This window comes from Pseudomonas sp. 31-12, assembly GCF_003151075.1.
Taxonomy (GTDB): domain Bacteria; phylum Pseudomonadota; class Gammaproteobacteria; order Pseudomonadales; family Pseudomonadaceae; genus Aquipseudomonas.
The window spans coordinates 3,228,941-3,254,278 of record NZ_CP029482.1 but is presented as its reverse complement, the minus strand read 5'-3'; the positions used below and the strand labels follow the sequence as shown (position 1 = coordinate 3,254,278).

The 25,338-nt window shown below is 59.0% G+C and carries 21 protein-coding genes; 11 read left to right on the top strand and 10 right to left on the bottom strand.

The features are described from left to right. Positions 1–3: 3 nt before the first annotated feature. From zapE to DJ564_RS15295, 3 genes are read right to left on the bottom strand one after another with little or no spacing between them, the layout of a single operon-like run. Positions 4–1,122 (bottom strand): cell division protein ZapE, encoded by a 1,119-nt coding sequence (gene zapE, locus DJ564_RS15305; protein ID WP_109630861.1) that lies wholly within the window; start codon positions 1,120–1,122, stop codon positions 4–6. Between the two features lie 28 nt (positions 1,123–1,150). Continuing rightward, a complete protein-coding gene (locus DJ564_RS15300) occupies positions 1,151–1,492 on the bottom strand; it encodes a nuclear transport factor 2 family protein (protein WP_109630857.1) in 342 nt (113 codons plus the stop codon). A 52-nt stretch (positions 1,493–1,544) separates the two neighbouring features. Beyond that, a complete protein-coding gene (locus DJ564_RS15295; protein ID WP_109630854.1) occupies positions 1,545–2,261 on the bottom strand; it encodes a YafY family protein in 717 nt (238 codons plus the stop codon). 386 nt (positions 2,262–2,647) lie between these two features. On the opposite strand from DJ564_RS15295, the gene DJ564_RS15290 reads away from it, so the two are divergent. Beyond that, positions 2,648–3,700, top strand: coding sequence for an aldo/keto reductase (locus tag DJ564_RS15290; protein ID WP_109630851.1), 1,053 nt, complete (start codon positions 2,648–2,650; stop codon positions 3,698–3,700). Positions 3,701–3,815: 115 nt separating this feature from the next. Here the strand turns inward: DJ564_RS15290 and speB are convergent, their stop codons facing one another. Continuing rightward, the gene (speB, locus tag DJ564_RS15285) at positions 3,816–4,775 is read right to left on the bottom strand and encodes an agmatinase (protein WP_109630848.1); all 960 of its coding nucleotides are present in this window, start codon (positions 4,773–4,775) and stop codon (positions 3,816–3,818) included. A 17-nt stretch (positions 4,776–4,792) separates the two neighbouring features. Next, positions 4,793–5,884, bottom strand: coding sequence for a polyamine ABC transporter substrate-binding protein (locus tag DJ564_RS15280; RefSeq protein ID WP_109630845.1), 1,092 nt, complete (start codon positions 5,882–5,884; stop codon positions 4,793–4,795). 101 nt (positions 5,885–5,985) lie between these two features. Between DJ564_RS15280 and DJ564_RS15275 the strand changes: the two genes are divergently transcribed. The 3 genes from DJ564_RS15275 to DJ564_RS15265 all read left to right on the top strand — a co-directional run bounded on the left by DJ564_RS15275 (position 5,986) and on the right by DJ564_RS15265 (position 8,991). Next, complete coding sequence (locus tag DJ564_RS15275) at positions 5,986–6,879, top strand: LysR family transcriptional regulator (protein ID WP_109630842.1); 894 nt, start codon at positions 5,986–5,988, stop codon at positions 6,877–6,879. 109 nt (positions 6,880–6,988) lie between these two features. Further along, complete coding sequence (locus tag DJ564_RS15270; RefSeq protein ID WP_109636037.1) at positions 6,989–8,461, top strand: nucleobase:cation symporter-2 family protein; 1,473 nt, start codon at positions 6,989–6,991, stop codon at positions 8,459–8,461. A gap of 59 nt (positions 8,462–8,520) precedes the next feature. Then, positions 8,521–8,991 (top strand): LEA type 2 family protein, encoded by a 471-nt coding sequence (locus DJ564_RS15265; protein ID WP_109630839.1) that lies wholly within the window; start codon positions 8,521–8,523, stop codon positions 8,989–8,991. A 211-nt stretch (positions 8,992–9,202) separates the two neighbouring features. On the opposite strand, the gene DJ564_RS15260 is transcribed toward DJ564_RS15265, so the two are convergent. Next, a complete protein-coding gene (locus DJ564_RS15260) occupies positions 9,203–10,126 on the bottom strand; it encodes a carbon-nitrogen hydrolase family protein (RefSeq protein ID WP_109630834.1) in 924 nt (307 codons plus the stop codon). Between the two features lie 85 nt (positions 10,127–10,211). Between DJ564_RS15260 and DJ564_RS15255 the strand changes: the two genes are divergently transcribed. Further along, entirely contained in the window at positions 10,212–11,120 is a 909-nt protein-coding gene (locus DJ564_RS15255) for a LysR family transcriptional regulator (protein WP_109630831.1), read from the top strand. 8 nt (positions 11,121–11,128) lie between these two features. Here the strand turns inward: DJ564_RS15255 and DJ564_RS15250 are convergent, their stop codons facing one another. Beyond that, entirely contained in the window at positions 11,129–11,380 is a 252-nt protein-coding gene (locus DJ564_RS15250; protein ID WP_010460650.1) for a hypothetical protein, read from the bottom strand. 166 nt (positions 11,381–11,546) lie between these two features. On the opposite strand from DJ564_RS15250, the gene DJ564_RS15245 reads away from it, so the two are divergent. After that, a complete protein-coding gene (locus tag DJ564_RS15245; protein WP_109630828.1) occupies positions 11,547–11,864 on the top strand; it encodes a YqjD family protein in 318 nt (105 codons plus the stop codon). A 79-nt stretch (positions 11,865–11,943) separates the two neighbouring features. Here DJ564_RS15245 and DJ564_RS15240 read toward each other — a convergent pair whose 3' ends face one another. Continuing rightward, the gene (locus DJ564_RS15240) at positions 11,944–12,984 is read right to left on the bottom strand and encodes an Ldh family oxidoreductase (protein WP_109630825.1); all 1,041 of its coding nucleotides are present in this window, start codon (positions 12,982–12,984) and stop codon (positions 11,944–11,946) included. Positions 12,985–13,212: 228 nt separating this feature from the next. Here DJ564_RS15240 and DJ564_RS15235 point away from each other — a divergent pair, with 228 nt between their 5' ends. Next, a complete protein-coding gene (locus DJ564_RS15235) occupies positions 13,213–18,033 on the top strand; it encodes a dermonecrotic toxin domain-containing protein (RefSeq protein WP_109630822.1) in 4,821 nt (1,606 codons plus the stop codon). A 96-nt stretch (positions 18,034–18,129) separates the two neighbouring features. Beyond that, positions 18,130–19,131: a FecR family protein gene (locus tag DJ564_RS15230; RefSeq protein ID WP_109630819.1), complete on the top strand. Its 1,002-nt coding sequence runs from the start codon at positions 18,130–18,132 to the stop codon at positions 19,129–19,131. Positions 19,132–19,185: 54 nt separating this feature from the next. Here the strand turns inward: DJ564_RS15230 and DJ564_RS15225 are convergent, their stop codons facing one another. Next, positions 19,186–21,531: an acylase gene (locus DJ564_RS15225; RefSeq protein ID WP_109630816.1), complete on the bottom strand. Its 2,346-nt coding sequence runs from the start codon at positions 21,529–21,531 to the stop codon at positions 19,186–19,188. A gap of 244 nt (positions 21,532–21,775) precedes the next feature. On the opposite strand from DJ564_RS15225, the gene DJ564_RS15220 reads away from it, so the two are divergent. Beyond that, entirely contained in the window at positions 21,776–22,147 is a 372-nt protein-coding gene (locus DJ564_RS15220) for a fe2+ zn2+ uptake regulation protein (RefSeq protein WP_109630814.1), read from the top strand. A 17-nt stretch (positions 22,148–22,164) separates the two neighbouring features. Here the strand turns inward: DJ564_RS15220 and DJ564_RS15215 are convergent, their stop codons facing one another. Next, positions 22,165–22,353, bottom strand: a complete 189-nt coding sequence (locus tag DJ564_RS15215; RefSeq protein WP_008024801.1) for a hypothetical protein — start codon at positions 22,351–22,353, stop codon at positions 22,165–22,167. A 591-nt stretch (positions 22,354–22,944) separates the two neighbouring features. On the opposite strand from DJ564_RS15215, the gene DJ564_RS15210 reads away from it, so the two are divergent. Both DJ564_RS15210 and DJ564_RS15205 read left to right on the top strand, forming a co-directional pair. Next, a complete protein-coding gene (locus tag DJ564_RS15210) occupies positions 22,945–24,186 on the top strand; it encodes an MdfA family multidrug efflux MFS transporter (protein WP_109630812.1) in 1,242 nt (413 codons plus the stop codon). 21 nt (positions 24,187–24,207) lie between these two features. Then, on the top strand, positions 24,208–25,338 hold the full coding sequence (locus DJ564_RS15205) for an acyl-protein synthase (RefSeq protein ID WP_109630809.1): 1,131 nt from the start codon (positions 24,208–24,210) through the stop codon (positions 25,336–25,338).

Genomic DNA, 25,338 nt, shown 5'->3' with positions numbered 1-25,338 from the left:
CCATCAGGCTTCGGCGAAACGTTGCAGCTGCATTTCCTGTAAACGGCTTAACGTACGGCGGAACGGGAATTCCAGATAGCCCTCGGTGTACAACGCCGTCATCGGCACCCGCGCTTCGAGGTACAGCGGCACCTTGCGGTCGTAACACTCGTCCACCAAGGCAATGAAACGCCGGACACCATCGTCAGGCACCGACAATTGCGGCAGCTCGCGATCACCGGCCACGACCCGCTCGGCACCGTCCTCGGTGCCTCGGGCGATACGTCCTTCGCGTTTTTGCGCGCTGAGATTGGGCACGTCACTCAACAGAATAGCGCTGAAGGTGTCACACAGCGCCATGAAGTCCATGGCGGCGAACGGTTGTTCGCAAAGGTCAGCGTAGCGGCACCAGAGCACCGTCGAACTGGCCTTTACCACGTTGATCGAGCGATAACCGACCGTAATCGGCTCGCTGGATGTTGACTGGCCAACGGTCAACGCCTTGAACACTTCACCGAGCGCGCTGGGTTGCCCGGAATCCGCCACCCAATAACGTTGCAGCGCAGCGCCCGGATGCAGGCGATGGTCTTCGCCGCCATCCACCGCGATCACCTGCATGTGCTGTTTGATCGCCTCGATGGCGGGCACGAAACGGTCGCGGTTGAAGCCGTCGGCGTACAGTTGGTCCGGCGGCTGATTGGAGGTGCAAACCACCACCACGCCCTGCTCAAACATTACTTGAAACAAACGCCCGAGAATGATCGCGTCGCCAATGTCGTTGACGAACAGTTCATCGAAACACAACACCCGCACTTCCTGGCTCAACTCACGGGCCAGCGCCTTCAGCGGGTCGGCGGTGCCAGTCAGCTGGAACGAACGTTGATGCACCCAGCCCATGAAGTGGTGGAAGTGTTGGCGTCGGGCCGGGACTTTCAGGGTTTGGTAGAACTGGTCCATCAACCAGGTCTTACCCCGTCCGACCGGGCCCCAAAGGTAAACGCCGGTGATTGGCGTGCGCCCTTCGTGCAAGGCTTCGTGGCATTTTTGCAGCGCCCACACGGCATGTTCCTGGGCTTCGTCCTGGACGAAGCCCTTTTGTTCAATGGCGTGTTGCCAGGCGCTTAGGGGAGAGTCGACATTCATGCGCGGCAGTATGCCACGGCGCCCGGATTTACAGAGAGATGTCTAGCCGGGCGATCTTGCCCTGTTCGTTGAGGCGAAACATGTAGCGCAACTCCAGAGGACTGCCGGGAAACGTCCCGAAAATCAGGTTGTGCACCAAGACTTTGCCGGTACGTTGCTGAACGTCTAGCACTTCGACCCGAGGTTCATAACGCTGCGCGGTGTCTTGCATCCACTGGGCGATGGCTTGCGTGCCGATCCGGTGCTGGCCCTCATCGAACACGTTGGCGTCCTCAGCAAAAAAACTGCCGACCCGCGAGGTGTCGCGGGCATTGGCGGCAGCAATGTAGGCGGCGATGGCGGGTGCCAGTGAAGAGGCTGGATTGGACATGGGTGCGGCTCCTTGTTGTTTGATTCTGGAGCCATGCTAGAACAGGTCTGTGTCAGTTCTTGTCAGGAGTGAAACACCCGGCGTCATCCAGTTGCATCTGCTTGTGCCAGGTGCGCAACAGGTCGCTGCGTCGCCCCGGATAGCGCTCACCCTGCTCAGTGGCGGCCGAGATCCGGTCGGTGCGAAACGTGCGGTAGGCACTGCGCAATTCACACCAGGCGACGATGATCCGCACCTCATTGAGAAAACCCAGCGCCAGTGGCCAGATCAACCGCTGACTGGGCACTTGATGGGCGTCTGCATAGTCGATGTTCAGCTTGGACTGATCGCGGATGGCCTGGCGAAACACGTTCAACGGCACGGCATTTTGCGGATAGCCATAACCGCGCGGGCCCGGCAGCACCGTCGGGTTGCGCAAGGCGTCCTGAGCTTCAGGCGCCAACACCGCAGCAATCTTCGCCAAGGCGTCGGCCGCAGCTTTGCTCAACACCTCGTCGCCACGCTGATCGACGTAACGTAATCCGAGCACGATGGCTTCGGTTTCGTCGGCATTGAGCATCAAGGGCGGCAGGAACAGACCGCTGCGCAACACGTAACCAACCCCTGCTTCGCCGAAAATCGGTGCACCCAGCGCCGTCAGCTCGGCGATGTCGCGGTACAGCGTGCGTTCGGAAATCTCCAATTCACTGGCCAGCGTTGCAGCCGTAGCGGGACGACTTTTGCCCCGCAGCACTTGCAGCAACGTGAGTAAACGAGTGGTACGCGACACGTCTGTAGTCTCTTTCCTGAGAAGTCGTCGGAGCTTAGCAGAGGCTGCTGTCAGAAACTGGCAGGAGCAAAATGCTACGCGGACTCTCAGTCACACCTACTTTGTGGCGAGGGAGCTTGCTCCCGCTGGGCTGCGTAGCGGCCCCAAAATGAGACAGCAACGCAGATTTTTATGAGTGCTACGTACTCAAGCGCGAGCAAGCTCCCTCGCCACAGGTTTTTTGCTCGACTGAAGATTGTGCTGAGTTTGACAACGTTACCCCCGGCGGTCGGCTGTTTTGCCCTGAATGGAAAAGCGCCTTGACGGCTCATATTACTGGCATCATATTTAATACATGTTGATAGACATTTAAATAAATCCCGCCGTTGTTCCTCAGGAGTCACCTCATGCATTACAAAGTCTTCGGTCGCAAAACCGGCTTGCGGGTTTCGGAACTGGCGCTGGGCGCCGGCAACTTCGGTACCGGCTGGGGCCATGGCGCCGAGCGTGACGAAGCCAAGCGCATTTTCGATGGCTACCTGGAGGCCGGCGGCAACTTTATCGACACCGCCAACGGCTATCAGGGCGGGCAGTCGGAAGCCATGCTTAGCGAGTTCATTGCAGTGGAAAGGGATAGCCTGGTCATCGCCACCAAATACACCTTGGGGACCACACCCGCCGCGGGCATTTCCCACACCGGCAATAACCGCAAGAACATGGTTCGTGCCGTGGAAGAAAGCCTGAAACGGCTCAACACCGATCACATCGACCTGTTCTGGGCGCACATGAGCGACGGCGTCACGCCGATGGAAGAAATCCTGCGTGGCTTCGACGATCTGGTGCGTGCCGGCAAGATTCACTACGCCGGGCTGTCGAACTTCCCGGCCTGGCGCATCGCTCGTGCGGATGTGTTGGCCGAAGTGCGCGGTTTTTCGCCCATTGCAGCGATTCAAGCCGAGTACAGCCTCGCCGAGCGCACGGCTGAGCGTGAACAACTGCCGATGGCCGAGGCATTGGGCCTTGCCGCGACGTTATGGTCGCCATTGGGTGGCGGTTTCCTGACCGGCAAGTACCGCAACAGTGATGGTGACAACCGCGCCGCCAAACTCGGCATGCTGATTCACGCCGAAAAAAGTGCACGGGAAACCGCCCTGCTCGATACCTTGCTGGCCGTTGCGGCGGAGCTTGGAGCCAGTCCGACGCACGTGGCCATTGCCTGGCTGCGGGAAAAGGCCAAACGCTCGACGACGGCGCTGATTCCGATCCTGGGCTCGCGCACTCGTGAGCAACTCGATGCGACGTTGGGCGCGCTGAACGTGCAAATGAGCGCTGATCAGTTATCGCGGCTGGATGGGGTGAGTGAGATGGCGAAAGGTGTGCCGCATGAATCCATTGCCGGGTCGATGGCGCGGTATAGCGGCGGTGAAACTCTCGACCTGCCAATCATTCCCGTGGCCTGACACAGATCCAATTGTGGGAGCGAGCCTGCTCGCGATGAGGCCATTGCATTCAGCGACGATGTTGAATGTAAATCCGCTATCGCGAGCAGGCTCGCTCCCACATTGGGATTGTGTTTTAACGGTCTGTTTTGTGTTTGGCCGCGTACAAACACAGCATCTCCATCGCCAACGTCGCCGCCGCCAGCGAGGTGATGTCCGCATGATCGTAGGCTGGCGCCACTTCCACCACGTCCATCCCCACCAGATTGATCCCGCGCAACCCGCCGAGAATTTCCAGCGCCTGCACCGTGCTCAAACCTCCGCACACCGGCGTTCCGGTGCCTGGCGCGAACGCCGGGTCGAGGCAATCGATGTCGAACGTCAGGTACACCGGGTTATCCCCCACCCGCGCACGAATCGCCTCGACGATCGCCTCACACCCTTGCCGATGCACGTGCCGCGCATCCAGCACCTGAAAGCCCTGGTGGTCATCATTGGTGGTGCGCAGACCGATCTGCACCGAGCGCGACGGATCCACCAGTCCTTCCTTGGCCGCGTGCCAGAACATCGTGCCATGATCGACACGCTTACCCTCTTCGTCCGGCCAAGTGTCGCTGTGCGCATCGAAGTGAATCAGCGACAGCGGACCATGTTTGCGCGCATGAGCCTTGAGCAGCGGATAGCTGATGAAGTGATCGCCGCCGAACGTCAACATTGCGCAACCGCCGTTCAGGATCTGCTCGGCGTGGGCCTCGATGCTTTCCGGTACCGAGTGCGGCGAGCCGTAATCGAAGTCGCAATCACCGTAGTCGATGACCGCCAGATGATCGAACGGGTCAAAGGTCCACGGCCAGTGGCGCTCCCAGGCAATCCCGGTAGACGCGGCACGAATGCCGCGCGGTCCGAAGCGCGCACCGGGACGGTTGCTGGTGGCAGTGTCGAACGGCACACCGCTGACCACCACGTCGACACCGCGCAAATCACGGCTGTAGCGACGGCGCATAAAACTGGTGATACCGGCGTAGGTGCTTTCGGCGGCAGTTCCATAGAGGCTGTCGCGGGTCAGGGCCTGATCGTTTTGCATCGGGGCGTCCATGGTGATCTCCTTTTTATTTATTGGCGACTACGGAAAGTGGTCCACAGGCGCGTGCGCGTGCGCATGTCCTTGAGGCTCATGCTGCGGTCGGCGTATAGCCGTTCGCGGGTGTCGGCCAAGGGGTAGATGTCCGGGTCGGTGCGCACGGCTTCATCCACCAGCGGCGTCGCTGCCTGGTTGGCCGTGGCAAAGAACAGCGTGTTGGTCAGCGCCGCCACGGATTCGGGGCGCAGCATGAATTCGATGAACGCCCGGGCTGCCTCGGGGTGCGGCGCGTCCTTGGGAATCGCCAGGTTGTCCTGCCAGACCAGCGTGCCTTCCTTGGGAATCCGGTAGGCCACCTCGAACGGTTTATTGGCCTTGCGCGCCTGGTCGGCGGCCATGCTGGCGTCGCCGTTGTAGGTCAAGGCCAGGCACACGCTGCCGTTGGCCAGATCATTGATCTGCCGCCCGGTAGCGACGTACAGCACATTGGGCTGCAGCTGATGCAACAACGCCTCGGCGGCGGTCAGATCGGCCTTGTCGGTGCTGTAGGGATCTTTACCGAGATAGTGCAGCGCCAGGCCGATCACCTCTTGCGGCGAATCGAGAATCGCGATGCCGCAGTCCTTCAACTGGCTGGCGTATTGCGGCTTGAACAGCAGATCGAGGCTGTTGAGAGGGACATCCGGCAAGCGTTTTTTCACGGCCTCGACATTCAAGCCCAAACCCAGCGTGCCCCAGGTATACGGCACGCCAAAACGATTGCCGGGGTCGACGGCGGCGAGTTTTTCCAGCAAGTCCGGGTCGAGGTTGGCGTAACCCTTGAGCCCTTCGTGAGGAATCTCCTTCAGCGCCCCGGCCGCCAAACCTCGGGCCAGTACGCTGGAAGACGGCACCACCACGTCATAGCCACTGCCACCGGTGAGCAGTTTGGTTTCCAACACTTCGGACGAATCGAAGGTGTCGTAACGCACGTGAATGCCGGTTTCCTGTTCGAAACGCTGCAAGGTTTCGGGCGCCACGTAATCGGCCCAACTGTAGAGGTTGAGCGTCTTTTCCTCGGCCTGGGCCGACACGGCGATGGCGAGGAACAGCGCGGGTAAACACAGCTTGAATACGGGAGCCATGACAAACACCTGACCAGAGGAAGTGGTTGCAGCGTGCGCGCTCGGATACATTGGCGAAATATCAAGTTTGTTAACCTGACTTTATTGCGGAGTAATGTTTGATGCTCGGTCAACTCCACGACCTCGACCTGCAACTGCTGCGCTTGTTTGTCCGCGTGGTGGAATGCGGCGGGTTCAGCGCGGCGCAAGGGGAACTGGGCTTGAGCCAATCGAGCATCAGTCAGCAAATGGCCAAACTCGAAACCCGGCTTGGCTATCGCCTGTGCAGTCGCGGCAAAGGCGGATTCAGGATCACGCCCAAGGGTGAACAGTTACTGAGTGCGACGCGTGGGCTGTTTGAATCCATCGAAGCGTTCCGTCATCAATCCAACGGCGTGGCGGGACGGTTGATCGGCGAAGTGCGCCTGGGCCTGTCCGAAGCCCTTGATCAATCGGTGCTGCAGAAAGTTGCTGGTGCGATCCGGCGTTTTCGTGAGCGGGACGAGTCAGTGCGCATCGAGTTGATGAGTGCCATGCCCGGGGAAATGGAACGCCTGCTGTTGCAACAGAGACTGGACTTGGCGATCGGCTATTTCTCCCAGGTACAAAGCGCGTTTGACTACCGCGAACTGTTCAGCGAAACCCAGCACCTGTACTGCGCCCCGGGGCATCCGTTGTTTACCGATGATGCGCCGGATGATCTGGCGTTGCAGGCGTGTGACCGGGTTGATCATCCTTATCGTTTCCTTCGTAGTGACGAGCCGTTTCAAGGCAAATTATGTTCGGCACGGTCCGAGCAGGTCGAAGGTACCCTCGCCTTCATTCTTTCCGGCAAGCATGTCGGTTATTTGCCCGATCATTTCGCCCGTAGCTGGGAAGACAAAGGTTTGCTACGCGCCGTACGCCGGGATGACCTGAGTTTTGACGTGGCATTTCACCTGGCGCGCCATCGTGCGCAGGTGCCGGGAGATGCGCAGAAGGCATTTGAAGAAGACCTGCTCGCCGCGTTTGCATGAACACGCACGGACCTGTGGCGTGTATCCCGCCGATGTATCGTTTGCCCTCGATGGCCGCTGCTGGCATCCTGCGCCTCCATTTTTTGACCTGGCCCCTGGCGCTTTCCTCGTGACCTCTTCCGAACATGCAAAACCCCAGTCCCGTTCCGACCTGATCTACGGCCTCAACGATCGCCCCCATCTCACCGCCACGGTCTTCGCCGCCCTGCAACATGTGCTGGCGAGTTTTGTCGGAATCATCACCCCGACCCTGATCATGGGCGGTGCCCTCGGTCTGCAAAGCGAAGTGCCGTACCTGATCAGCATGGCGCTGTTTGTCTCGGGTCTGGGCACCTTTGTTCAGGCGCGGCGCATCGGCCCGATCGGTTCCGGCCTGTTGTGCCTGCAAGGCACCAGCTTCTCGTTCATCAGCGTGATTCTCAGCGCCGGGTTCATGGTCAAGGCTCGGGGTGGCGGCACCGATGAAATCCTCTCGACGATCTTCGGCGTGTGCTTTTTCGCCGCGTTCATCGAAGTGGTGTTGAGCCAGTTCATCGGCAAGCTGCGGATGCTCATTACGCCTGTGGTGACCGGCACCATCATTACCCTGATGGGCCTGTCGCTGATCAAGGTCGCCATGACCGACATCGCCGGCGGCTTCGGCGCAGCAGACCTCGGCGCGGCCAGTCATCTGGCGTTGGCAGCGCTTGTGCTCGGCACAATCGTGGTGTTGAACCGGGTCGACGTGCCCTTTCTGCGCCTCGGGGCAATCGTCATTGGCCTGACGTTGGGTTACGTCGTGGCCTGGCTGATGGGCGACGTCAATTTCGCCAGCCTGCCCGACGTGCCGCTGATGAGCGTGCCGGTTCCGTTCAAGTACGGCTTCAATTTTGACTGGGTCGCGTTTGTGCCGGTGGCGGTGATTTTCCTGGTGTCGCCGTTGGAAGCCGCTGGCGACCTGACCGCCAACTCGATGATTTCCCGGCAGCCGGTCAAGGGCCCGATTTACATCCGCCGGATCAAATCCGGCCTGCTGGCTGACGGCCTGAACTCGGCCATGGCGGCAGTGTTCAACAGCATGCCGATGGTGACCTTCGCCCAGAATAATGGCGTGATCCAGTTGACGGGCGTGGCCAGCCGCTACGTGGCGTTTTTCATCGCCGGTCTGTTGGTGCTGTTGGGACTGTTCCCGATGATTGGCGCAGTGCTGCAATTAATGCCCAAACCGGTGCTCGGCGGCGCGGAACTGGTGATGTTCGGCACCGTGGCGGTGGCCGGGATCAAGATCCTCGCCGAAGCCGGTTTGCATCGGCGCAACATGCTGATCGTGGCGATTTCCATCGGCATGGGGCTGGGGGTCGCGGCGGTCCCGGACGTGTTGCGCGAGCTACCGAAGGCGCTGCACAACATCTTCGAATCGCCGATCACCGTCGGCGCGTTGTGCGCTATCGTGCTGAACATCTTCCTGCCCGAGGAGTTCATCGAGCTGGAAGAGGACGATTTCGACCCGGAAGCTTCGATCCTGCAGGTCATGGAAAACCCCGATGTCCCGGCCAAGGGTGAACCCGCACGACCTGCGGCGGTCGCACAGTTGAACCGCTAAGAAAGACTCGAGGGCTGAGCCGTTAGTGGTTCAGCCCTTTTCTTTATGAGAGCGTCTACATGCGCAGCGTCCACGCCGTCATCCTTTCCCTGCTGTTGCTCTCCCTGAGCGCCTGCGCCCTCTTCCCCCATCGCGACCCGTTGAACATCAATGTGGTCGGCATCGAACCGCTGCAAAGCCAGGACATGGAAGTGCGCTTTGCCGTGAAGATCCGCGTGCAAAATCCCAATGAAACACCAATCGACTACAACGGCGTGGCGCTGGACCTGGAGGTCAATGGCCAGCCGCTGGCTTCCGGAGTCAGTGATCAGTCGGGTTCGATTGCACGCTTTTCCGAAACCGTGCTGAGCGTGCCGGTGAGCGTTTCGGCGTTCTCGGTGATACGCCAGACATTGGGGCTGAGCCAGACGCAAACGCTGAACAACCTGCCTTACGTGCTGCGCGGCAAACTGGCGGGTGGCTTGTTTGGCACAATGCGTTTTGTGGACACCGGCAAACTGAGCCTGGGGTCTACGACCGGCACGCGGTAAAACCGACGATAAATATCCCCTGTGGGAGCGCCCGTGGCGAGGGGATTTATCCCCGTTCGGCTGCGAAGCAGTCGTCAATCCAGACAAACCGACCTGTCTGAACAAACGCGAGGGCCGCTTCGCGACCCAACGGGGATAAATCCCCTCACCACAGGTTTCGTGCTCGCCTGAAGATGGTATTGAGTGAACAACATCAGCTTTCACGGGTGGGTTATGCGGTGAAGCGGACCCCAGGCTTGGAACATTCGTCAACGCTCAGCTCAAACACATCCGGGCGCGCATAGTGCCCGACCACATCAAAGTCGTACCGCGCGCGGATCAGGTCGTCGGTGTCGATCTCAGCGGTGAGCAACCCCGCCCCGTCACGCAGCGGCCCCGCCAGAATGTCGCCCATGGGGCCGACGATTACGCTGCCGCCGGCAATCAACGGCCGATCCGCCGGCCAGTTGGCGATCTCCATGCCCAAGGCCTGCGGTGAGTCCTGGACCTGGCACGCGCTGACGACGAAGCAGCGTCCTTCATGGGCGATGTGGCGCATGCTGACCTGCCACATTTCCCGCTCGTCCACCGTCGGCGCGCACCAGACTTCAATGCCTTTGGCGTACATCGCGGTGCGCAGCAGCGGCATCATGTTTTCCCAGCACACCACCGCACCGATGCGCCCGACCTGGCTGTCGATCACCGGCAGCGTCGAGCCGTCGCCCTTGCCCCAGATCAGACGCTCAGTGCCGGTCGGCATCAGCTTGCGGTGTTTGGCGACCAGCCCGGCCTGCGGATCGAACAACAGTGCCGTGCAATGCAACGTGCTGCCGGCGCGCTCAATCACGCCGATCACCAGATTGGCCCCGGTGCGGGCCGACAATCCGGCCAGCGCTTCAGTCTCGGCGCCGGGCACGTCGATGGCGTTGGCAAAATAGCGGGCAAAGGCTTCACGACCTTCCGGCAACCGGTAGCCCAGCTGAGTGCCAAAGCCCTCTCCCTTGGGGTAACCCCCCAGCAACGCTTCGGGCATGACCACCAGCGCGGCACCAGATTCGATAATCGCGTTTTCCCACGCAAGGATCTGTTCAAGGGTCTCGGCCTTGCCGCCGGGCAAGGCGCCGATTTGCAACGCTGCAACAATGGACTTGGTCATGTCTGTCACTCCGAAAGCAATGAGGTGTTGCTCATTCTCAGGCGCCACCGGATCATCAATAAAGCCCGATTCACTGCTGAATGATATGAACCTTATGAATATCGTGACCGTTGACCTCAACCTGCTCAAAGTCTTCGAAGCGCTGCATGAAGAGTCCAGCGCCAGCCGTGCGGCGTTGCGCCTGGGCGTCACGCAATCGGCCGTCAGCGCGGCGCTGCGACGGTTGCGCGAGCTGTATGGCGATCAGCTGTTCGTGCGCACCGGCCGTGGTCTGGCGCCGACGCTCAGGGCCAACCAGTTGAAACCGGTGGTGAGTGACGCGCTGAACAAATGCCGGCAGAGCCTGGCGATGGTCGATCCGGCGGCCAATCATTACGACGGACGTTCGGTCACGGTGGGGTTGTCGGATGATTTCGAGATCGCCTACGGTCGGCGGTTGATCGAGGCCATTGCCCTAAGCGCGCCGAAATTACGCCTGATCTTTCGGCAGACGCACAGTCAGATCGTCGCTCAGGCATTGATGGAGCGCAGCATCGACCTGGCAATCACCGCGGGCGGTTTCACCGAGCGATTGCTCAGCCGCCAAGTGCTGGGGGAAGGCGGTTATCTGTGCCTGGTGGATTCGCTCAGCCTGGCACCGGGGCAACAGGCAATCAGCCTTGAAGAGTTTGTGGCCCGCGAGCACATTCTGGTGTCATCGGGCGGTTTTATCGGGATCACCGATGAGGGCTTGGCAGCGTTGGGGCTGAATCGGCGGGTGTGCGCCTCGACCACGCACTTTGCAGCATTGCCACACCTGCTCAAGGGCAGTCAGGCGGTGGCGACCATTCCGGCCCACGCGGCCAAAAGCATTGCGGCGCTCTGCGGACTGGCGCTGCTGCCCTGCCCTCTGGCCTTGCCACGCTACCCGATCGAACTGGGCTGGCGTACCAGCACGCAACTCGATCCGGTGGTGTTGAAAGTGCGCGAGGCCATTGTCGCGAGTTTTGCCTGAGGCCGGTCTTACTTGGCGGCCATCAAACGGTTCACTTCACTGCGCACCATGTTCGCGAATTCCGGCGGTGACATGGCGTCAAGTTCGGCACGAACCCATTCCGCCCATTTGCCTTTGCGCTTGGCCCGCTCGCCAAACAACCGCGCGGCTTCGCCCTTGGATTTGCCAAGGTTGCTTTGCCAGAGGTCGAACAGACGGGATTTCTCATCTTCAAGCGCTGCGCGCTCAGCCAGGGGTTTGTCGGCCAGATTGAAGCTCATGGGGAGTTACCTGCTGCGTAAAAATAGGCGCCATCTTACACTGTAGGACGAAATGTCTGACTCGGGATTTTTCCTCGACTCACAGTCAGTGCGCAAATTCACTGCAACTTTTTCGGTTGCCGCAGACTCCATTGTTCACTGCCCATTTACCTGCAAGGAGTACCCAATGGCCCGGAAAACAGCCACACAAGTCGCCAATGACCAGATCAAGGATCAGGCATTCAGCGAACTTCAATCCTTGATCGAAGAGTCGGAAAAACTGCTGAAAAGCAGCGCTTCATTAGTGGGTGAGGAAGCAGAGACCCTTCGTGGGCAAATCGCCCAGAAACTCCAGCAGGCCCGGGATTCGGTCACCAGTGTTCGCGACCGCACTAAACCGGTAGTCGACGCGACCGAGACCTACATCGGTGGTCATCCATGGCAAACCGTCGCCATCTCAGCCGGTTTCGGCCTGGTGGTCGGGTTGTTGCTGGGCCGCCGTTAAACGGTCCCGCTTCAATAGCCACACTGCAAAAAGGCGAGCATTGCGCTCGCCTTTTTCTTGTCCGCGTTTTGCTCCGGTTTCAGAGCCCTGCCAGTGCTCGCAAATTCGCCAACGTCTGGGCATCCAGTTGAATGCCTTGGGCATTCGACTTGGTTCGCTGGTGATGACGTCGATCACCCGGCAGGCGTTTGAGCCCCACGCTGTGCATCTGACGCACCAGTTCCTGGCTGCGCTCGGCAAAATTCTGCCCGGCCGCCTTGCTCGGATCGATCACGATCAGCAATTGCCCGGTCCACGGCGTCTTGGCTCCCGGATGGTTCTTCCAGTCGAACTCGAAGGAGAAATTGCCGCCGGTCAGTGCCGCCGCCAACAATTCGACCATCATCGACAGCGCTGAACCCTTGTGCCCACCAAACGGCAGCAACGCGCCACCCTCCAGAATCGCCTTCGGATCCTGAGTCGGCTGACCAAGGCCGTCCACGCCCATGCCCGCCGGCAGGCGCTCACCTTTTTGCGCGGCAATCTGCACATCGCCATGGGCAATGGCGCTGGTGGCCAGGTCAAAGACAATCGGTTCACCGTCAGCCCGGGGCGCGGCGAAGGCAATCGGGTTGGTGCCGAACAACGGCCGGTCGGCGCCGTGTGGCACCACGCACGTCATGCTGTTGACCACGCTCAACGCCACCAGCCCTTCATAGGCAAACGGCTCGACATCCGGCCACAGTGCCGCGAAATGGTGGGAGTTACGAATTGCCAACACCGCAATCCCGGCGCTGCGGGCTTTTTCCACCAACAGTGCACGGGCCGCCGCCAGCGCGGGTTGGGCAAAACCGTTAGCCGCGTCGACCCGGACAAACCCCGATGCAACATCCTCGACCACCGGCACGGCCTGGCCATTGACCCAGCCACTCTTGAGCGTCGAGACATAACCTGGAATACGAAACACGCCATGGCTGTGGGCGCCATCGCGTTCAGCGCCGGCGCAATTCAGCGCCAGGGTCTTGGCGACATCGGCGGAGGTGCCGTGGCGCAGAAAAATTTGCTCAAGCAATAGAACGAGCGCGTCGAAATCGAGCGAGGGGGTGGTCGAACTGACGGCCACTTCGGGCGTTGCGGTCATCTGAAGCTCCAGTTTTATTATTGAATACGGGCACCAGGGGAAACGAGGTTGCATGGCAACCAACAGCAGACGTCGATTAAGCGCTGTTGTACCGGCGTCCTGTCAAGTCTCGAGCGCTTGCTCTTCTCAAGCAATATGTACCGCACCGACGCCTTCCAATGACCGTAGTGTTTTTTCCCGACCTGACGACCCGCGACCAACCGCCGGTCGTAACACTGAGGAAAACACATGACTGATCCCGCCCTGCCGTATTTTTTTGACGAAGCAGAACGTGCCTCCAAGGCTAAACAGCCTGGGGATCGCGAGAAAGCGTTGACGTTCTCGATGGATGATCTGAAGTGGCTGAATAACGTGTACCTGGCCACCCACATCGCCCGCATCATGCAAAAAGACCCGATGTTCGCCTGTCAGCTGTTGCTGCGGGTGACGGGCACCCCGGATATCCCAATAGCCGGAGCCTTCGCCATGAGTCGACCCGACGACGGCGAAGTCACGCTCTACACGCCATGGAAAGGCCTGATCAAATTCGCCGACATGGACGACCTCAACAGCAGGCTCAAGGAGTGGCTGGCGCAGGACACCGGCAAGCGCGAGCTGCTGCGATTTCTCTCCATCGAGCAACGCAGCGCATTGCCCGCTGCCTCCGTACCCGACATTGCAACGGAAGACATCAAAGGCGCGGTCTTCCAGGACCAGCAGCTCATCCTCGACCGCAATCAGGCGCAAAACATCACGACGATGATGGCTGAACTGGTCAAGACGCCGACCCTGCAATCGATGCTCGACGACGCCCTCAGGAATGCGTTGGAAATACCCTTCCCCAAACTGGACCAGCGCCTGACGCGCCTCAAGAGTTATGTCAGGACGATCTCAGCCTTCGACGACGGTGAAGACCAGCATACGATTTCCTCGCACTCACTGATCGATGCGCTGTTGCACTTTTACCTGACCCATCACTGGCCTGCGGGTGATTCCAGGGTTTTTTCCAACCCCGAACACGGCGTGAGCAGCGACGCCGACAACCAAGCCTGGGAGAACGCGATAAAAGAGATCGCGCACAGCTTTACGCCCCATCTGCAAAGCCTGCTCGGCACATTCTGGAATACGGCCATGAGCAACGGGCTGTCACGGCTGGAATTCTTCACCGAGTGCCTGCGCGACACCTTCCACATGAGACTGCTCAACCAGCGTCAACAAGGGACGTTGACGACGCAGGAATACCTGCGACTGATGAATGTCAGCCTGACGCCCGACAGAAGAGACCCGCTTCGTATCGAAAAGGTACGTGTCACCGCGCCCCTCAAGCATTTCGCCGAGCTGGCCTCGACGTTGATGATCGGGAGCGTCAACACCCTGGGCTTTCTGTACACCCCATCCAGAGGTATCGAGGCGACGAGCAATCTGCCAGCCATCAAGAAAATCGTGCTGCAGATGATGAAAAGCGAAGGACATGACGACACGTTATTCAATTTCATGTCGTTGAACGAACGCGAGACCTTTCTTGCGTTCGAGCCAGATGAGCGCGTGATTGAAGGCAAAACGATCGTCGGCCCGGTGTTTAAACAATTGATGGCCGACATCCTGATCAAACAGCGGGATAACCTGAGCCATGCGTTGGGCCTGTACCGCGAAAGTGAAGGCACGCTAAACCCCTATGCCTTGATTGATAAGGCGCTGGACGTCCGGGGATTGATTGATGACCGACTGCTGACCAGCGACGCCGGGGGGCGCTGGAGTACCCGGGTCGACCATCGCCGGAGCGCGCGACCGGCTACTGTGCGCGCCGAGTCGGCCAAAGCCGAACTGGCACTGCTTGATACCGTTGAGCAGGCGCTTGATCAGCGCCTTGAAAACCACCCGGCCATTCCCGCAACAACCAGCACGCTGACCGAGGCGCTGAACCTCGTCAGCTCATCGGTGGCGAGCCTGCAATCGAGTTTTACGCATACCTTGTCAACAGCCTTGCGCAGTGAACTGAAGCTGCGAGCTGTCACCCGCACGCTGGGGCCGACGGAACAGGCCATCGTCAGTACCGTGCTCGATTCCCCGGTACACCTGCAACGCGCGGCATTAAACGGTTTCTTGCCCGATGTCTTCTCCCTGGCATTAAAGGCCGGCGCTGGGACAGACGTGCTGAAACTGGCCAGTTGTTTTTTGCTGACTGAGCGAGGTGGCCTGGACCCTGTGCATTCGGGCAAAGCGATCTTGTGGACACCTGCGTTCGGATTCGAAGCGTTCAAGGCTCTGACGCCGCTGCTGGACGAACTCGATCGACGTCTCAAAGACGATGATCAGCGGACAACCCTTTTAGAAAACCTTGGCCGCAGCGAGCGCTTGCCGGGAACGACTTACACGCTGGCGCCGCTGCAACGGATCTTTGGCCATTTTCTCGATTACCTGCAAAAACCCTATGTCTGTCTGGACGAAACGATGGTCGGCCGCGCGCTCGCCACGAAGCTCCCCGCCACGCCACTCGCCAGCCTTTTGAATCTGGTGGGACTACGCAAGCCCCAGACAGGACTACGCCGCGCCAAGGACATTGCCCAGTCTCTGACAACCCGGCAAAAACTGCCGGCGTGGCTGGCAAAAGCGCCGATCAAAGACTTGATTCTGCAGGGCGAACTGCTGCAGCAATACCTCGATAACGTCAAAGACGACCGGGACTACCTGGCCGGTATTCCGTCACTGCGCCGTACGGCTCACGATGAACTTGAGAAACAGCTCAAGGCAGACACGTTCAACATAGATCCGGATCAAGTCCAGGTCCGTATCAACGCACGCCCAGGCGCTGCGGTCAGGCCGCAAATCCTGACCGATTTTGCGTTGAATCACCTTGAGGATCTGGATAAGGCCCATTTCAAACTGGTGTCGCTGGATGCCACTGTGATTCCTGAGGATATGGACGAAAGCTACATCAGAGACCTGATACGCAACCTGAAACCGGGCGAGCATCAACAAAAGATCTTGAGTGACGCCCTCGCAGACACGGAGGCAAACGCGGGGCGCAGGAAACGGTTCTACACCCAATTACCGTGGCAACTGATGCACTACGCCCACTCGGAAAAACTCCAGGAGCGTCTGAGCGAGACGGGGTTTGACCTGATCCGGCAAGTCATGGACATGCCCGACGCCATCGCCCGTGCGGCAATCGAGGGTGCGAACGCGATCATTCGTCCGCTGGAGTTTCTGGGTATCGGGAACGGGCAGTCGATCAAAGTGCCTGGCGTTTATCTGATCGGTTCCAAGGCCGATAGCAAGGCGCCACACGTGCTTGTCGCGCCTCACAGCCCGCAGCACGGGGTCAAAGAATACGCCAACGAAACACACTTGCTGACGGAACTGAAGAACCAGGGCGGATTGTTGGATTGGGTACTCATGAACCTCCCACAGCCTGACCGCACGCATGTGCAATACCGGATGATGACCACCAGCCCCCAGTTGACGCCGGTCACACTGGCGTCCAATCCAGTCAAAGGTAATCTGTTCAAGCATTTGTTCAATGACAATGCCGCGCTATTGGGGCGATTGCTCGGTTTTCAGTCGGATAACCAGAAGCAACGCGAATGGGCAACCATCAAGCATGTGCTGGGCGAAGATGTGCACGAAGCCTTTTCGTTCTGCATGGGCAAACTCGCTTACCCCCTCACGGTGTGGCGCAGTTATCGCGATATCAAGCAGTCCGCCGAGGACCTCCAGACGCACAAATGGGGCGCGGCGATCAGCGCGTTTATCAGCGGCATTTCACAATTGGCCTCGTTACGCCTATCGCTGGGAGATGAACCGCAGCAACCTTCGTCGCCAGTCGCGCCGGCGACGCAACCCCAAGACACCCGAGTCAAGTGGCAGAACGTCGATATAACGGCACCGGAACGCACTCGTCTGCAGCGTCATGAAAGCCTCGAAGCCGACCTTGGGTCGCTGACACACGACTCTACGCTTGGGCTCTACACGCACCCGACAACCAAAAAGCGCTTCGGGGCAGTCGAGGGCAAAGTCTATCCCGTCGCCAAACATGGCACCCGCTGGCGCATCAGCGACGGAAAAAAAAGGGGGCCTCGACTGCGCCAGAATGTCGCGAAACAATGGATGCTGGACAGGCAATCGTCGGCAGAACGGCCCGGCCTCGTCAAACGGCTGGAAACGGCCCTGACGGTTTGGGAGGGCATGAATGTCGACGCCAATGGCATGCACCGGATCCGCCAGCTGTTTCCGAAGAAGGCGCGTCAGATTGATTCCGCGCAGGACCTGGCGACCACCTATGCCTGGAATGCGTTTCGGAATCTGGAATTGCTCAAATCGACCGATGGAACAGTCACTCCCGTACATCAGCTCATCATGGATTTTATCGACGTGCCGTCGGTGTCAGCGGCCCAGTTGGAAAAACTTGAAAAAGTGGTGGGCGATATTTTTGCAGCGTTGCTGGATCCCTCGCTCAGGAAGCCCAAATCGAAGCGTTTTGTGGTGGGCAGGCTGATCGAAGGGGCGGAACATACGTTCGGCTTTACCGTTCCAACGGATGTAAAACAAAGGATCTATCTGGCAGAAAAATTCTTCGCCCCCGGATTCAATCATTACCGCGAGCATCTTTCCGACACTGCCTTCCCTATCAATACCCATGCCCGAGCGACGACGCTGATTCATGAGCTCGCCCACACTGCCTGCAAGGCCTCGGATATTTCGTACCTTGATTCCGGCAGACCTTTTCCCGATCTGATCGGAACAGCGACCCCGACCGCCAGCGCTCTGAAAAAAGCATTACGCGAACTGCAAAGCACCGCACTGTCGCTGAAGACCCCTCTTACCCGGTTGTTTATGGTCCAGGATCCGGATACCGAGGTGTGGGAGGACCTGGGCAGCACTTCCGGTGAAGATACCGATAGTGTGAGAGAGCATATCCTGGCCTTGACCGGCGCAGAAAACCTGAGCGGTGCCCGCCACATATTCAGGAAAGACCCAATGGCCAGGCTGTCGGTCCAACTTGCAAACGCCGACAGCGTCGCCTGGCTGATCAGTCATCTGGGCCGTCAACTGCACGTCAGCACGCCCTGATGTCAAAAATAATTCCCATTTGATGGTTAATTGCCATGACGGCTGTTCTCGCATGCTTCCCCACAAGGTTAGAATGTGGGAAATCAGGATGAGTCAATGACCGACAATTCTCTCTCGCAAGCCGAATATGACGCCATCACCGATGCCGCTGCGCACTGGTGCATGCGTCTGCACGCCGTGGACTGCACCGCTGAAGAGCGGATCGCCTTCGAACAGTGGCGAGAGGCTCATCCGCTGCATGCGTTCGAGTACGAGGCCATGCTGGAAATCTGGGAAGTCGCGGGGGATTTGCCGCGTCCCGAAGCCGTCGCACCGGTTGCTCGTTTCAAACCTGCCACACCCTGGCGCACGATTGGTATTGCCGCCGCCGTTTGTGCCCTGGCGTTGCCGTTGGCGGCGTACAGCGGCTGGAACATGGGTTGGCTACCAAATTCGTATCAGCACTTCGAAGCCAGCGACACGGTTCGTCAGGTCACCCTGAGCGATGGCAGCCAAGTGGAGTTGAACCTGGACAGCGAGCTGACGTTCAGCAACTACAAGGATCAGCGCCGGGTCACGCTGGAAAAAGGCGAGGCCTTCTTCAGTGTCAGCCACGACCTGGCTCACCCTTTTGTTGTCAGGGCAGCGGAGGGAAGAATTCGGGTCACCGGGACCAAATTCAACGTCTGGATGTACGAGGATCAGGTACGCGTGAACCTGATTGAGGGCTCAGTGCTGGTCAGCAGCAACGATGATCTTCCGGGCGATGGCTTGCGTCTCGGACCTGCCATGCAGGCGCGCTATAAACACGGCGACTTCACCCCGCAGATCAATCAGACCTATCCCAACGACAACGCCCTGGCCTGGCGCAGCGGCAAACTGGTGCTTGATGATCTGTCGTTGAACGATGCCCTGCCGTTGATCAACCGTTACCTGAGCAAACCGATCATGGTCGCTGACCATAGCACCGGCACGATTCGTCTGGGTGGCATCTACAACATCAAGGAACTCAACAACCTGGTGGCTTCCCTGCCCAAAGTGCTGCCGGTCTACCTGACCCGAAACAAGGAAGGTAATCCGGTACTCAATTCGATCCCGCAACAAACCCCGAAAAGCTGAAAAGCCGCAACCCTTAACGGGATGCGGCCTTCTTTATTGCTGAACCACCTTTTCTTAATGAGCGGCCACCTTCCCGGCTTTTTCATCCTGCTCGCGAATCGTCTGCGCCTGGTACTGCGGATCTGACGTGATCTGTTGCTCGGTAAACGGCAACGGGCTCAGCTGCTTCTTCGAAAAGGCCAGGGTCTGATCCCGGGAGTACTTCGACGCCGGATCGCTGGACAACGAGAAGGCCAGCAGACCTTGCGCGTGCGGGCCTTTGTCATCAAAGGTCACCACTTGCAAATAGCTGGTGCCGCTGATGACTTCGAGTTTGCCATCGGTCCTCGGCACACTCTGGATGGCGTTGTACACGCCCAGCGTGCCTGGCCCGCCGTGGATCGGCGTCTGCTGGCCGCCGCTGCTGACCACCTGAATGTCGCCCCAACGGCTTTCATCCTTGAGCCCAAGCTTTTTGACCTGCTCCACCGACGCCAGCATCGCTTCGCGTATGGCCTGGCTCACCTGCGGATTATCCAGCGCCAGCCCGCGCGGTGTGTGTTGCGGGTCTTTCGGATCGAATGCCACTCGCCAGATGTCCGGGACTTGCTGCAACGGTTCCATTACGTTCTGGAAGTGAACAATCCCGAGCCCGCTGTCCAGATTTGCGCTGCGGTCCCACGCCTTGAGGCTCGCACATACCGGCGCGAGCGTGGCGGCATCGGCGCCCAGATCGCCAGCGCAGAACTGCAACAGATCCGGCATCACTTGCCCGGCCTGATAGACCTGATCGTCCATCACCATCCGTTGCAAATCCGCCGCCGAGATCAGGCCGGCCTTGCTCAGCGTGCTCAATCGATCCAGGGCGAAACGCGAGCGCAGCCCCAGTGCCTGGCCTTCCTGACTGATCAGGGGCGAGAAACCGGTGAGCGGCTGCGCCGGGTTGGCCATCCACGCAGAATCATTGGAGTGTTGTACGTAATCCTTGCGCAGCAGCTGCGGCAACTTGTCCGCCGCATAAATACCCTGTTGCGCGGCGTTCGGATCGCTGTCCCACGCGCAAGCGCTGTTGGAGCCGTCGAGCACGATCATCTGCAACCCGATGCGCGGGTCGCTGCACTTGGCCAGTTTGTCGGCGCTGACGTTCGGCACCACCGACAGGTTCATGTACAGCGTTTGCCCCTGACTATCCACCGCCAGGGTGTTGACCCACGGGATGCCTTGAATCTTGTGCACCGAGGCCTGCAAATCCTTGAGGCTGGTGGCCTGATTCATCGCGTACCACTGCTGCAACACCCGGTCGTTTTCCAGGTTGGCATCGCGCAGGCTGTAGGCGTATTGATTGTCCCAGTCGAGTTTGCCGGGCCACTGCACGATCGGACCGAACTGCGAGCTATAGACCACATGAGACACCACCCGGGTCTGGCCGTCGGGCTGTTTCACGTTCACCGTCACGGTTTGCTTGTCCATTGGCAGCGACTTGCCGTCAAGCAGGTAACGAGTCGGATCCTTGGGATCAAGTTGCAGGCGATACAGGGTGAAGTGCTTGGACGTGTCCACCGTATGGGTCCACGCCAGGTGCTGGTTGAACCCGATATTGATCATCGGCAGCCCCGGCAACGCCGCGCCCATCACATCCAGCTTGCCGGGAATGGTCAGGTGCATCTGATAGAAGCGCATCCCGCCAATCCAGGGGAAATGCGGGTTGGCGAGCAGCATCCCACGGCCATTGAACGACCGCTCGCTGCCGACCGCCACCGCATTGCTGCCGCGATCCAGCGCGAACCGCTGCATGCGCGTGGCCGCCAGCTGAAACGACGACCCTTCGCCTGCGGCCTTCGTGACGGCCTTGGGTGGCGTCGCCCCCGCCAGCGCTTCGGCGAACTGCCCCACTCCGCCTTCGACCAACAGGCGGCGAGTCAACTTGACCAGGTCCTGCGAGGTGATATCGCGTACCCATTCGCCTTGGCATTGCTGCGGCAAACCCTGTGCGCGGCGTTCGCTCAGCGAGCGGTTGTAGCCCGCAACATAACCTTCGACCAGATCACGCACTGGTGAGGTTTGCGCCTTCCAGAACCCGGCGACGGCGTCAGGGGTATTGAGCCAGGTGAAGAACAGATCGCTGACCTGGTTTTCGCGCTCCTCGACCGTCAGTTGGTCCGGGCCGAAATAGCGTGAACGCTCGCCATTGACGGTGACAATCTCATTGGCCAGCAAGCACAGGTTGTCCTGGGCGTAGGCGTAACCGATGCCATAACCGAGACCACGCTCGTTTTCGGCACGGATATGCGGCACACCAAAACTGGTGCGGCGAATATCGGCGCTCGCCTCCTCGGGCGTACTGCGCGCGCTTGCCGCAAGACTCAGCCCCACCAACATGCCCGCCAGGCTCAACCTGGTTAATTGCCTGGAAATAATCACGCTCGCTCCTGATCGAAAAGACAAACACCCTGCGTCAAACACGCACCGCGCCTTCCCCTAGGAACGAAATCGACGACAAAAATTTAGGCCCTGAAAGGCGCTTTTCCCAGCCATCTCACAGGCTGCTGACATGCCAGTGACGAATTTTCTACATTCGGGCGTTCATTATTTGGTGTGCTCGTACGTCTTATTCAATGAGAGCACCCATCACATTTCCTGGCCGGCTCGGAAAAGGAGTTTTTGCATGTACAACTCGCAACTGCCAACGGACGGTAGTCACGCGCCCAAGGGTTCAGCCATGAGCTCCGGGGTCTTCAGCCAACAAGGCGAGCGCAATGGCAACGAGCGGATCAGGTTGCTGCTCAAAAGCTATGGACTGCGAACCAGCCTGATTCGACTCAAGGTCATCGACGCCTTGCTGACCGCCGCCGAAAGCGAGCGCAGCCTGGGCGTGCGCGGCGTGCATGGCCACTTGCTGGACCTGGATATCCCCCTGTCCTTTCTCAGTGTGCGAGAAGTGTTGAAACGCTTGTGCAGCGAAGGCGTAATCACGCACAACGCGGACAAAAGCTACAGCCTGCATCCACACGCTGTAGCCCTGCTTCATCGCGACTGATCAGTTCAATGCGTCGCTCAAGGCTTGACCTTGCGACGCATCACGCCATTGATCACCACCACGATCACCGCCACGCCGATGGCGATGTACTGAAACAGCTTCTCGCTGATGACACCTGCGTTTTGCAGATACGAAAGGCCGAACATGATCCCCAGCACCACCAGGGAGATCAGAATCGAGTATTTCAAACGTTGCGACTGAGTCATTGCGAGTTCCTGAACCTGAAAAATGTGTCCGGTTTGTATCTGAAAGCATGCCAAGCCCCTACCTTTGTGCGGGAATGGGACGCTGCAAACGGGGTCTCATGTTACAGCCGATGAAGAGATTTGGCTTTATTGCAGCGATAACCTTGAGGATTTTCAAATGTTACGTCGAATCACGTTGCTGATTCCCCTGATCGCTCTGCTAACCCTTAGCGGTTGCATCGTTTTCCCCCACGGGGGCTGGCACGGTGACCACCATTACGACAGAGGTGGACCTGGTTATTACCAGCACCGTTAAAGCTTCTTCGAAAGTACAAAACTAATCACTTGTAAAAATACAAACGCACTCTGTAAGACTTTTCGATATGCCCGCTTAGTAGCGGGTATTTTCGTGTAGGATTTCTCCTGCACTAATGTAAGTCACTTCACAAAAACTCTCTCTTTTGCTCTCTGACCCGCGCACTAGACGGGCCGCAAAACTTCTGAAATTTGGTGTCTCACTTATCGCAATGAAATTACTCATCGATAATGACTATTCTTGCTCCACCACCTGAGAACTTACTTTATAACTTAAGCCCCCCCCGAAGGAACTCCATGCGCAGCGCCTTGATAACTATAAGCCCCATTCGATTATTCGGGTTTTGCATCGCAATTGCTCTTTTCGAACTACTCACTTATATGGCCAGCGATATGATCATGCCGGCCATGCTAACTGTCACCCAACAACTGAATTCCAGTCCCGAACATGTCCCTTATGCCTTTAATTTGTATTTAGCCGGGGGCGTTCTCCTGCAGTGGCTGATCGGGCCGCTGTCCGATCAGTACGGTCGCCGCAGAATGTTGCTTATCGGTTGCGGGCTATTCGCCCTGGCCTGCGTTGCCACGTTCAACGTGAAAACCATATATGCCTTCAACGCCTTGCGTCTGGTTCAAGGAATGGGGCTGGGGTTTGTCATTGCCGTCAGCTATCCGGCCTTGCAAGAAGTCTTCTGCGAAGCCGATGCAGTAAAAATCATGGCGCTACTAGGGAATGTTGCCCTGCTTTCACCTCTTCTAGGGCCCTTGCTGGGCAGTTTGTTGCTGGAATGGATCTCCTGGCGGGAGCTGTTTTTACTGCTGGGCATCATTGGCGTGCTGACCTGGGTTGCGCTGTTCATCTTCATGCCGGAGACCGTGGGAACTTTGCGCCACGATGGTCAGCGCCTGGCTGCAATGCCCTTTGAATGGCGTGGCACCTTTCGCCGCTATGTCGCTTTACTCACCAACCTGCGATTCATGACGGCCTCTGTTGCACTAGGCGTGATGAGCCTGCCATTGATCGCCTGGATCGGACTGGCGCCACTCCTGCTGATTCAGAACCAGGGGTTTTCGTCGCTTGAGTACGGCCTGTGGCAAATCCCGGTATTTGCGGCAGTCATTCTCGGCAACCTGATACTCAACCGATTGATTGCCAACAATGAGTTGCCACAACTGATTCGATACGCGCTTTGGCCGTTTTGCGGTGGGCTTATCGCGCTGCTCGCCAGCAGTGTCTACGGTGCGTCGACGCCTTTGCTGATCAGCGCCCTGGCGCTTTACGCCATCGGCCTGGGCATGAGCAATGCCGCACTGTACCGGCTCGCGCTATTTTCAAGCGACGACAGCAAAGGCCTGGTCTCGGCCATGATCGGCATGATTTCGATCGCCGTCATGGGCGGCGGCGGCTCGCTGATGGCAGCGGCCGGCGCTGGCGTCAGTCACGAATCCTTCGCCCTGATGGCGGGTGTCGCAGGGCTCTTGTGCCTGCTGCCCTTGCGCCTGTTCCTGCGGCGCGCCCTTCCCCCGCTTGCTGCCTGACCCCACTCGATAGGTCCTTCGATGATCCATTTACCCCACACCGATGCGCTTTGCGCGTTAACGCACCCCTATTGCCTGGATTCCGTGCCTGAAGGCCTGTTCGACCAGGCTATGGGGGAAATAAGCCTGTTTCATTGTCACCACACGCCCGGCTACGAGCGCTGGCTCAATGCTAACGGTCTCGTTGCACGAGACCTGGAGACACTGGATGACTGGTCAAGGCTGCCACCGATTTTCGCCCATTATTTCAAACGTCACTTGTTGTTCGGTCCCACAGGCGAAGACGCGCTGGAGCTGACATCCTCCGGCACCAGCGGCCAGAAGAGTCGCTTGCGCTACGACGAGCGCAGCATGGCCGCCGCCCAAGGGATGGTGAGCCACATTTTTCGCCATTACGGCTGGGACACCCCCGACACCCCTTGCAACTACTTGCTCCTGAGCTACGAACCCAAGGCCGCCATCACATTGGGCACCGCCTACACCGACAAGTTTTTGTGCAGTTACGCGCCGGTCAACCGCGTCGCCTACGGATTGCGCCTGACCGGAGAAGGTCACGCGTTCGATCTGTTTGGGGTGATCCGCGCCTTGCAGGCGTTCGCAGAGGAAGGTTTACCGGTGCGCATTCTCGGCTTCCCCGCGTTCCTTTCCCACGCGCTGCAACACATGGCAGACACCGGCGTGGCGGATCTGCAGTTGCCGGCCGAGTCACTGGTGTTTCTCGGTGGCGGCTGGAAAACCCAGGCGGCGCAGGAAATTCCTTTGTCGCAGTTGTATGAACGGATCAACCGCCAACTGGGTATCGACCTGTCCCGCTGCCGCGACGGCTACGGCGCGGTCGAGCATGCCGTGCCCTATATCCAGTGTGCTCACCAGCATTTTCATGTGCCGGTTTATTCGAAGGTCTTCGTGCGCAATCCATCCGACTTCACCGTCCAGCCCTACGGCCGGCGCGGGTTGCTGGAGTTCGTGTCGCCCTACATTTCTTCCAGCCCCGCGCATGCCGTGGTCATGGGGGATCTGGCGACGCTGCACCCCGGAGCTAGCTGCGGATGCGGCTTGCAGACCGACTGGTTTGAACTGCATGGACGCGCCGGCACGAGCGCCAGCCGAAGCTGCGCAATGGCCGCGTCTGAACTGATTGGAGGAGCCTGA

What these genes read in the sequence shown, in the direction of transcription:
- zapE (WP_109630861.1), bottom strand. Translation starts at nt 1,122, where the DNA reads ATGAATGTCGACTCTCCCCTAAGCGCCTGGCAACACGCCATTGAACAA.
- DJ564_RS15300 (WP_109630857.1), bottom strand. Translation starts at nt 1,492, where the DNA reads ATGTCCAATCCAGCCTCTTCACTGGCACCCGCCATCGCCGCCTACATT.
- DJ564_RS15290 (WP_109630851.1), top strand. Translation starts at nt 2,648, where the DNA reads ATGCATTACAAAGTCTTCGGTCGCAAAACCGGCTTGCGGGTTTCGGAA.
- speB (WP_109630848.1), bottom strand. Translation starts at nt 4,775, where the DNA reads ATGGACGCCCCGATGCAAAACGATCAGGCCCTGACCCGCGACAGCCTC.
- DJ564_RS15280 (WP_109630845.1), bottom strand. Translation starts at nt 5,884, where the DNA reads ATGGCTCCCGTATTCAAGCTGTGTTTACCCGCGCTGTTCCTCGCCATC.
- DJ564_RS15275 (WP_109630842.1), top strand. Translation starts at nt 5,986, where the DNA reads ATGCTCGGTCAACTCCACGACCTCGACCTGCAACTGCTGCGCTTGTTT.
- DJ564_RS15265 (WP_109630839.1), top strand. Translation starts at nt 8,521, where the DNA reads ATGCGCAGCGTCCACGCCGTCATCCTTTCCCTGCTGTTGCTCTCCCTG.
- DJ564_RS15260 (WP_109630834.1), bottom strand. Translation starts at nt 10,126, where the DNA reads ATGACCAAGTCCATTGTTGCAGCGTTGCAAATCGGCGCCTTGCCCGGC.
- DJ564_RS15255 (WP_109630831.1), top strand. Translation starts at nt 10,212, where the DNA reads ATGAACCTTATGAATATCGTGACCGTTGACCTCAACCTGCTCAAAGTC.
- DJ564_RS15250 (WP_010460650.1), bottom strand. Translation starts at nt 11,380, where the DNA reads ATGAGCTTCAATCTGGCCGACAAACCCCTGGCTGAGCGCGCAGCGCTT.
- DJ564_RS15245 (WP_109630828.1), top strand. Translation starts at nt 11,547, where the DNA reads ATGGCCCGGAAAACAGCCACACAAGTCGCCAATGACCAGATCAAGGAT.
- DJ564_RS15240 (WP_109630825.1), bottom strand. Translation starts at nt 12,984, where the DNA reads ATGACCGCAACGCCCGAAGTGGCCGTCAGTTCGACCACCCCCTCGCTC.
- DJ564_RS15235 (WP_109630822.1), top strand. Translation starts at nt 13,213, where the DNA reads ATGACTGATCCCGCCCTGCCGTATTTTTTTGACGAAGCAGAACGTGCC.
- DJ564_RS15230 (WP_109630819.1), top strand. Translation starts at nt 18,130, where the DNA reads ATGACCGACAATTCTCTCTCGCAAGCCGAATATGACGCCATCACCGAT.
- DJ564_RS15220 (WP_109630814.1), top strand. Translation starts at nt 21,776, where the DNA reads ATGTACAACTCGCAACTGCCAACGGACGGTAGTCACGCGCCCAAGGGT.
- DJ564_RS15215 (WP_008024801.1), bottom strand. Translation starts at nt 22,353, where the DNA reads ATGACTCAGTCGCAACGTTTGAAATACTCGATTCTGATCTCCCTGGTG.
- DJ564_RS15210 (WP_109630812.1), top strand. Translation starts at nt 22,945, where the DNA reads ATGCGCAGCGCCTTGATAACTATAAGCCCCATTCGATTATTCGGGTTT.
- DJ564_RS15205 (WP_109630809.1), top strand. Translation starts at nt 24,208, where the DNA reads ATGATCCATTTACCCCACACCGATGCGCTTTGCGCGTTAACGCACCCC.